Source organism: Rhizobacter sp. P2_H3 (genome assembly GCF_056403355.1).
In genome coordinates, this window is sequence record NZ_JBFUFQ010000265.1 from 1 (window position 1) to 7,283 (window position 7,283).

The window sequence follows — 7,283 nt, forward strand, 5'->3', positions numbered from 1 at the left end:
GCTGCGCGAGCGCGGGCCGGCGACGGTGATCGTCACGCTGGGCGCCGACGGCGTGCAGTGCGCCGACGAGCGCGGCAACGTGCACGCGCCGGCGCCGCGCACGCAGGCGGTCGACACCACCGGTGCCGGTGACACCTTCATCGGCGCGTTCGCCGCCGCGCGCTGTGCCGGCGTGGCCTTGCACGCCGCGATCGCGCATGCGCAGCGGGCCGCGGCGTTCAGCGTCGCGCGGCCCGGCACGATCGACGCGATGCCGTTCGCGCGCGACCTGCAACCGGCGGTCGAGGCGTCGTGAAGAAGACGCCGCTGCTGCACCGGGACTTGTCGCTGCTGGTCGCGCGGCTGGGCCATGGCGACCTGGTCGTGATCGCCGATGCCGGGTTGCCGGTGCCGGCGGGCACGCCGTGCATCGACCTGGCGCTGACGCGCGGCGTGCCGTCGTTCGACCAGGTGCTGCAGGTGCTGCTCAGCGAGATGCAGGTGGAGCGCGCCGCGCTGGCCGACGAGGCGCTGCAGCGCAGCCCCGCGTTCGTCGCGCAGGCCGGCGAGCGCCTGCAGGGCGTGCCGGTCGAGCGGGTGTCGCACGACGAGCTGAAACGGCGCAGCGCCTCGGCGCGCGCGATCGTGCGCAGCGGCGAGTTCACGCCGTACGCGAACCTGCTGCTGTACGCCGGCGTCGTGTTTTGAGCGTTGCTTCGAAGCACTGAACGCGCCAGCCGCCGCGAAGCCAGGCACGCGCGGGCGCGGAGGTACTTCGATGAGCGGCTTTGCAGGCACGCTACAGTCGCGGCCCATGGACCTTGCCGCCGAACTGTCGAGCCTGCACCAGCCGCTGCTGCGGTTTGCGCAACTCCAGCTGCGCCACGACAGCCTCGCCGAGGACGTGGTGTCGGAGACGCTGCTGGCGATCCTCGAGGCGCCGGAGCGCTTCGAAGGCCGCAGCACGCTGAAGACCTACGCGACCGGCATCCTGAAGTTCAAGATCATCGATGTGCTGCGCCGGCGCGGCCGCGAGATCCACGTAGAGCCGTTGGCCGAGCAGAGCGTCGACGACGCGCTCGATGCGCTGTTCGCGGCCGACGGCCACTGGCGCGACGCGCCACCGGCCTGGCAGCACCCGGAGCGGGCGCTGGAGCAGGCGCAGTTCTTCGACACGCTGCAGCTGTGCATCGACAACCTGCCGCCGAAGCTGGCCCGCATCTTCATGATGCGCGAGTGGCTGGAGCTGGAGATCGACGGCATCTGCGGCGAGCTGCAGATCACCGCCAACAACTGCAGCGTGATGCTGTACCGCGCGCGCATGCAGCTGCGCGAGTGCCTGCAGCTGCGCTGGTTCAAGGATGCGGCATGACGACGACGACCCCACCGCCCGCGAGCACGCCGGACGACGACATCGACTGCCGTGCCGCCTCGCACCTGCTGAGCGCCGCGCAGGACGGCCCGCTGCCGCCCGACGACGCGCGCCGGCTGGCGGCGCACCTGCCGATCTGCCGCATGTGCCGCAACGTGCAGGGGCAGCTCGAGTTGCTGCGCAGGAGCGCGCGCGAGCTGGGCAGCGGGGACTGATCAGCGCGTGGCCGGCAGCGGCACCGCCTCGGCCATCGCGCGGTGCCCGGCGTCGCCCGGGTGCAGGTGGTCGCCGGAGTCGAAGGCCGGCTGCAGGCGCGACGGCTGGGCCGGGTCGCGCAGCAGCGCGTCGAAATCGAGCACCGCGTCGAACTCACCGCTGGCGCGGATCCACGCATTGAGCTGCCGGCGCAGCGCGTCCTTGTGCGGCTGGAAGTAGTCGGCCAGCGGCGTGCCGGCGAGGGCGCCTTCGAACGGCGTCAGCGTCGCGCCGAGCACGCGCACGCCGTGTGCATGCGCGCGGGCGATCAGCTGGCGGTAGCCGGCCACCAGCTCGGCGAGGTCGGGCGGCCGGCGTTGCGGATCGAACGCGGTGCCGGGCCAGGCGATGTCGTTGATGCCGATCAGCACGATGACGCTGCGCAGCTGCGGTTGCGACAGCACGTCGCGGTCGAAACGCGCCAGCGCGCTCGGGCCCATGCCGCCGGACAGCAACCGGCCGCCCGAGATGCCGGCGTTCAGCACCGCGATGCGTTGCGGTGCGAGTCGCGCGGCCAGGAAGTCGGGCCAGCGCGTGTCGGCATCCATCGTCGCGCCGTTGCCGTCGGTGATCGAATCGCCGATCACGACGACGCTGCCGCGCGGCGCGTCGGCCTCGACCGCGACGCCGCTGAGGAAGATCCGCGCCGTCAGGCCCGGTGTCGGCGGCAGCTGCGCGGCGCTCACCTGGTTGCCGGGCGCGAGCGAGGCGGTTTGCCGTCCATCCCAGTGGAAGGTGCGCGTCGGCGTCGGCTTCGGCAGGTACAGGCTGATCGCCAAGGACGCGAGCGCTGCGACCTCGAGCTCCACCGGATCGCTGAGCACCGGCGCGCCCGGCGGCACGACGACGCCGGCCTGTCCGCCGAAGGTCACCGCGCGACCCCGCCCGGGGGCCGATGCCGGCGCCACCTGCGCTGCACCAATCACCAGTGGCTCGCTGCCGTACTCGTTCGACAGCTGCAGCCGCACCCGCCGCCCGCCGAGGCTCAGCCGCACGACCTGGCGCAGCGTCTGGTCGTCGATGACCGCCGGCGTGCCGGTCGGCAGGGCGAATTCCTCGCCCCAACTCGCTTCGGGATTCGCGGTCCAGCTGGGGATCCAGGTGCCGGCGTGCGAAGGCGTCGCGGTCAGGCAGGCGAGGGCAAAGGCCGGGATGGAGAGGGTCGCGGCGAGGCCGCGCCGCAGTGTGCGACGAGCAGTCATGGGGTGTCCTCGTTCAGGCGTTGGCAGGGGCGATCGCAGCCGGCGTGCGGTCCAGCGCCATCGCGAGCGCCGCGATCGCGAGACCGGCCAGCGGCAGCAGCGCGGCCACCCAGGCGAGCGAGCCGAGACCCGGCCCGTTCGCGATCACCGCACCGCCCAGCCACGCGCCGAAGGCATTGCCGAGGTTGAACGCCGCGATGTTGAAGCTCGAGGCGAGGCTCTGGCCGGCACCCTGGGCCTTGTCCAGCACCCACATCTGCAGCGGAGCGACCGTCGCGAACGACGCGGCCCCGAGCAAGCCGACGAACAGCACCGCGGCCACCCGGCTGTGCAGCGCCCAGCCGGTCAGCGCGAGCACGATCGCGAGCACCGCCAGCGAGCCCAGCACCGTGCCGGCGAGGTGGCGGTCGGCGAGCTTGCCGCCGGCCAGGTTGCCGATCACCAGCCCGCCGCCGAACACCAGCAGGATCGGCGACACCGCCGCGGCGCTGAAGCCGGTGATCTGCGTCAGCAGCGGCGCGATGTAGGTGAACAGCGCGAACAGCCCCGCGAAGCCGAGCACCGTGGTCGCGAAGCCGAGCAGCACCGGGCGGCGCAGCAGCGCGTCGAGGTCGGCGCGCAGCGAACTGCCTTCACGGCTCGCCGGCTGCGCGGGCACGAACAGCGCCAGTGCCGCCATCGCCAGCAGCCCGACCGCGCTGACGGCCCAGAAGGTGGCGCGCCAGCCGAAATGCTGGCCGAGCCAGGTGCCGAACGGCACGCCGAGGATGTTGGCGACGGTGAGGCCGGTGAACATGATCGCGATCGCCGAGGCCCGCTGCTGCGGCGGCACCAGGCCGGTCGCGACGACCGAGCCGACGCCGAAGAAGCTGCCGTGCGCCAGCGCCGTCAGCACGCGGGCCGCCATCAGCAGCTCGTAGGTCGGCGCCAGCGCGCAGCTCAGGTTGCCGAGCGTGAAGACCGCCATCAGCGCCAGCAGCAGCGTCTTGCGCGGCCAGTGCTGCGTCAGCGCGGTCAGCAGCGGTGCGCCGACGACGACGCCGAGCGCGTAGCCGGAGATCAGCAGCCCGCTGGCCGACACCGAGACGCCGAGATCGGTGCCCACGTCGAGCAGCAAGCCCATGATCACGAACTCGGTGACGCCGATGCCGAAGGCGCCGACGGTCAGCGCATAGAGCGCCAGCTTGGTGTTCTTCATGACTGTGAATTCAGATGCCGTTGAGTCGGGAATGATGAGTTCAAACGGTGTTGTGGACTAGACTGCCCGTTGGAAAAACACTTGTGAACCGATTTCATCAGCGGGGGTGGGCATGGCACGACTGGATGTGAACCGCTCGGGCGAGATGGAGGTGTTCGTGCGGGTCGTCGAGCTGGGCGGTTTCTCGGCGGCGGCGCGGGCGTTCCGGATGACGCCGTCGGCGGTCAGCAAGCTGGTCGGGCGGCTGGAGGCGCGGCTCGCGGTGCGGCTGCTCAACCGCTCGACGCGGCAGGTGCAGCTGACGCCCGAGGGCTGCGTGTTCTACGAGCGGGCAGTGCGCGTGCTGGCCGATCTGGAGGAGGCCGAGCGCGGTGCCGCCACCAACGATGCGCCGCGCGGCCGGCTGAGCGTGAACGTCAACGTGCCGTTCGGCGAGCATTTCCTGCTACCGCTGGTGCCGGCCTTCCTGGCGCAGCATCCCGAGGTCACGCTCGACCTGGTGCTGACCGACGAGGTGATCGACCTGCTGGAGCGCCGCACCGACGTAGCGGTGCGGGCCGGGCCGCTGAAGAGCTCGCAGCTGCTGGCGCGCAAGCTGGGCGAGACGCGCAAGCTGATCGTCGGCTCGCCGGCCTACTTGCAACAGCGCGGCACGCCGATCACGCCGGCCGATCTCGCGTCGCACAACCGGTTGGGCTTCACGTATGCCCGTGCGCTTGAGGGCTGGCCGCTGATGGAAGGTGGCAAGGTCGTGCAGGTGGCGTTGAACGGCAACGCGCGGGTCAGCGACGGCGAATCGCTGCGCCGGCTCGCGGTGGCGGGGCTCGGTCTCGTGCGGCTGGCCGCCTTCCAGGTGCGCGATGACATCGCCGCCGGGCGGCTGGTCGCGGTGCTGGAAGACTTCAACCCCGGCGACCTGGAAGAGTTCCACGCGGTGTTCGTCGGCCAGGGCGGGCACCTGCCGTCACGGGTGCGGGCGCTGCTGGATTTCCTGGTGGAGAACGTGCGGTTCGGCTAGATGAGCTGCTTCTGCGCGGGGATACTCGCTACCATGGTTCGCGTTGCGACAAGGAGCTGACATGGGACCCCTGGAACGCATTACACAGCGACCGGACGTGATGGGTGGCAAGGCCTGCATTCGTGGCATGCGTGTCACCGTCGGGATGGTCGTCGGTCAAGTCGGTGCCGGGCACAGCGTCGACGACATCCTGGCCGACTATCCCTATCTGGAGCGAGAAGACATCCTGCAGGCGCTGCGCTATGCCGCCTGGCGCGCCGATGAGCGCGAAGTCGAGGCAGGCGCGCTGCTGACGATCGACACGAAGCGCACCCGCTTGCGCCTGTTGCCGCTGCAAGTGAATCGGTGATCGGTTGCCGGCTCACGCCCGGCGCCAGATACTCCGTTCCGCCTCCGTGACCCTGAGGTCGGCAATTGCCGAGCGGCCTTGAATGCGACTCGGCCCGTCCTGCCTAGAATGCCCAGCCTGGTCCGGCGTGTCCGCCGGCGCGAGGAATGGATTCATGCAGCAGCTCTCAGGCATCTGGGTTCCCGTCATCACGCCGTTCGCGGCGGACGGGCGCGTCGACCATGAACGGCTCGCCGCGTTGGTCAAATCCCTGGTGGCCGATGGCATCCACGGCCTGGTCGCCTGTGGCACCACCGGCGAGGCCGCGACGCTCGACGAGGCCGAGCAGGCCGCCGTGCTGGGCACCGTGCTGTCGGCGGCCGGCGGGCGGCCGGTGCTGATGGGCGTGAGCGGCATCGCGCCGCGCGAGGTGATGGCGGCGTGCCGGCGCTTCGGAGAACAGGCCGTCGCAGGCTTCCTGGTGCCGCCACCGTCGTATGTGCGCCCGTCGCAACAGGGCGTCGTCGATTTCTACCGCGAGGTCGCGGCCGCCGCGGCACCGCGCGCGATCGTCGTCTACGACATCCCGTACCGCACCGGCGTCGAGCTGAGCCTGGCGACGCTGCGCACGCTGGCCGGGATTCCCGGCGTGGCCGGCCTGAAGGACTGCGGCGGCGACGCCCGCAAGACGCAGGCGCTGATCGCCGACGGCCGCCTCGCGGTGCTGGCCGGCGAGGACCACCAGATCTTCACGACGCTGTGCCAGGGCGGGCAGGGCGCCATCGCGGCCAGTGCGCACCTGCATGCGCGGCGCTTCGTCGAGCTGTTCGACGCGCTGCAGTCGGGCGACCTGCCGCGCGCCCGCCGGCTGCACCATGCGCTCGCACCGATGGTGGCGGCGCTGTTCGCTGAGCCGAACCCGGGCCCGCTGAAGGCGCAGCTCGCGGCGCTCGGCCGGATCGGCCCCACGCTGCGCGCGCCGATGACCCCGGCGAGCGCGCCGGTCGCGGCCGCGCTGCAGGCAGCCTGGCGAGGGGTCGATCAAGGGGCCGATCGAGCGGCCTGATCAGGCCTTCGCGCCGATCTGCTTCAGCGCCTGCTGGCAGGCGGCGTCGCGCTCGGCCTGCGGCTTGGCCTTCAGCTCCTCGAACGCGAGGTCGCCGTTCAGGCGGCCCTGCATGAACAGCTTCAGGATGTTGACGTCCAGCTTGGCCAGCAGGTCCGAGCGGCCATGCGCCTCGGTCTCGAAGCGGCCCTTGAAGGCATCGAGCGCGGCATCGCTCGCGCCGCAGTGCTGTGCCATCTGGTAGCGCTGGCCGCTTTGCAGCCCGCCTTCGACGACCTCGTCCTTGGATTGCGCCATGGCGGCACAGGAGAACCACAGCAGGCAGGCGATCGGGACGAGGCGCATGGGAGATGTCGGAGGGTTGGACAATCCGCGAGGTTAACCGAGCCGGTGCGCCGGCTCGCATGGCCTCCGTAACGCGCGTGACCGGCTGTTGCTTTCGCCGCTAGCATGCCGTGATGGTCGATGCATCGCTGAGGTTCCTCGAAGGGGGTGGTGAGATGGGCGCGCGCATGCGCGCCTTCGATTGGGGCCGCACGCCGCTCGGCGACCCCGCCGGCTGGCCGCAGAGCCTGAAGACCATCGTGCGGGTGATGCTCGACTCGCGCTTCGCGATGTGGATGGCCTGGGGCAGCGAAGCCACGTTCTTCTGCAACGACGCCTACCTGCCGACCGTCGGCATCAAGCGCGACTGGGTGCTCGGCGCGCGCGCCGACGTGGTCTGGGCCGAGATCTGGCACGACATCGGCCCGCGCATCGACCAGGTGCTGAGCACCGGCACCGCCACCTGGGACGAGGGGCTGCAGCTGTTCCTGGAGCGCAGCGGCTACCTCGAGGAAACCTTCCACACCTTCTCGTACAGCCC

The 7,283-nt window shown here is 71.2% G+C and carries 10 protein-coding genes and 1 pseudogene; 8 read left to right on the plus strand and 3 right to left on the minus strand.

Annotated features, from left to right (window positions below):
- The 4 genes from AC1D1T_RS28135 to AC1D1T_RS28150 form a co-directional block, all read left to right on the plus strand.
- A partial coding sequence (locus AC1D1T_RS28135; RefSeq protein WP_477992924.1) for a PfkB family carbohydrate kinase occupies nt 1-295 on the plus strand: 295 nt, incomplete at its 5' end.
- A complete protein-coding gene (gene rbsD / locus AC1D1T_RS28140; RefSeq protein ID WP_465113033.1) occupies nt 292-687 on the plus strand; it encodes a D-ribose pyranase in 396 nt (131 codons plus the stop codon). The genes AC1D1T_RS28135 and rbsD, both read left to right, overlap by 4 nt.
- A gap of 106 nt (nt 688-793) precedes the next feature.
- Nucleotides 794-1,351, plus strand: a complete 558-nt coding sequence (locus AC1D1T_RS28145) for a sigma-70 family RNA polymerase sigma factor (protein ID WP_477844346.1) — start codon at nt 794-796, stop codon at nt 1,349-1,351.
- Entirely contained in the window at nt 1,348-1,566 is a 219-nt protein-coding gene (locus AC1D1T_RS28150; RefSeq protein ID WP_477828885.1) for a zf-HC2 domain-containing protein, read from the plus strand. The genes AC1D1T_RS28145 and AC1D1T_RS28150 overlap by 4 nt, the downstream gene beginning before the upstream one ends.
- Here AC1D1T_RS28150 and AC1D1T_RS28155 read toward each other — a convergent pair whose 3' ends face one another.
- Both AC1D1T_RS28155 and AC1D1T_RS28160 read right to left on the minus strand, forming a co-directional pair.
- Nucleotides 1,567-2,808, minus strand: coding sequence for an SGNH/GDSL hydrolase family protein (locus AC1D1T_RS28155; RefSeq protein WP_477844348.1), 1,242 nt, complete (start codon nt 2,806-2,808; stop codon nt 1,567-1,569).
- Nucleotides 2,809-2,821: 13 nt separating this feature from the next.
- Entirely contained in the window at nt 2,822-4,006 is a 1,185-nt protein-coding gene (locus AC1D1T_RS28160) for an MFS transporter (RefSeq protein ID WP_477828682.1), read from the minus strand.
- A gap of 112 nt (nt 4,007-4,118) precedes the next feature.
- Here AC1D1T_RS28160 and AC1D1T_RS28165 point away from each other — a divergent pair, with 112 nt between their 5' ends.
- The 3 genes from AC1D1T_RS28165 (at nt 4,119) to dapA (ending at nt 6,418) form a co-directional block, all read left to right on the plus strand.
- Complete coding sequence (locus AC1D1T_RS28165; protein ID WP_477845239.1) at nt 4,119-5,024, plus strand: LysR family transcriptional regulator; 906 nt, start codon at nt 4,119-4,121, stop codon at nt 5,022-5,024.
- A gap of 61 nt (nt 5,025-5,085) precedes the next feature.
- Nucleotides 5,086-5,373 (plus strand): DUF433 domain-containing protein, encoded by a 288-nt coding sequence (locus tag AC1D1T_RS28170; protein ID WP_477845240.1) that lies wholly within the window; start codon nt 5,086-5,088, stop codon nt 5,371-5,373.
- Between the two features lie 154 nt (nt 5,374-5,527).
- Nucleotides 5,528-6,418 carry a 4-hydroxy-tetrahydrodipicolinate synthase gene (dapA, locus tag AC1D1T_RS28175; protein WP_477828088.1) on the plus strand — a complete coding sequence of 297 codons (891 nt, stop codon included), beginning with the start codon at nt 5,528-5,530 and terminating at the stop codon, nt 6,416-6,418.
- Here the strand turns inward: dapA and AC1D1T_RS28180 are convergent, their stop codons facing one another.
- Nucleotides 6,419-6,763, minus strand: coding sequence for a hypothetical protein (locus AC1D1T_RS28180; RefSeq protein WP_477828087.1), 345 nt, complete (start codon nt 6,761-6,763; stop codon nt 6,419-6,421).
- A 113-nt stretch (nt 6,764-6,876) separates the two neighbouring features.
- Between AC1D1T_RS28180 and AC1D1T_RS28185 the strand changes: the two are divergent.
- Nucleotides 6,877-7,283, plus strand: a pseudogene (locus AC1D1T_RS28185) (hybrid sensor histidine kinase/response regulator); the annotation flags it as partial.

Coding starts and splice junctions, on each gene's coding strand:
- AC1D1T_RS28145 (WP_477844346.1), top strand. CDS start 794: ATGGACCTTGCCGCCGAACTGTCGAGCCTGCACCAGCCGCTGCTGCGG.
- AC1D1T_RS28150 (WP_477828885.1), top strand. CDS start 1,348: ATGACGACGACGACCCCACCGCCCGCGAGCACGCCGGACGACGACATC.
- AC1D1T_RS28155 (WP_477844348.1), bottom strand. CDS start 2,808: ATGACTGCTCGTCGCACACTGCGGCGCGGCCTCGCCGCGACCCTCTCC.
- AC1D1T_RS28160 (WP_477828682.1), bottom strand. CDS start 4,006: ATGAAGAACACCAAGCTGGCGCTCTATGCGCTGACCGTCGGCGCCTTC.
- AC1D1T_RS28165 (WP_477845239.1), top strand. CDS start 4,119: ATGGCACGACTGGATGTGAACCGCTCGGGCGAGATGGAGGTGTTCGTG.
- AC1D1T_RS28170 (WP_477845240.1), top strand. CDS start 5,086: ATGGGACCCCTGGAACGCATTACACAGCGACCGGACGTGATGGGTGGC.
- dapA (WP_477828088.1), top strand. CDS start 5,528: ATGCAGCAGCTCTCAGGCATCTGGGTTCCCGTCATCACGCCGTTCGCG.
- AC1D1T_RS28180 (WP_477828087.1), bottom strand. CDS start 6,763: ATGCGCCTCGTCCCGATCGCCTGCCTGCTGTGGTTCTCCTGTGCCGCC.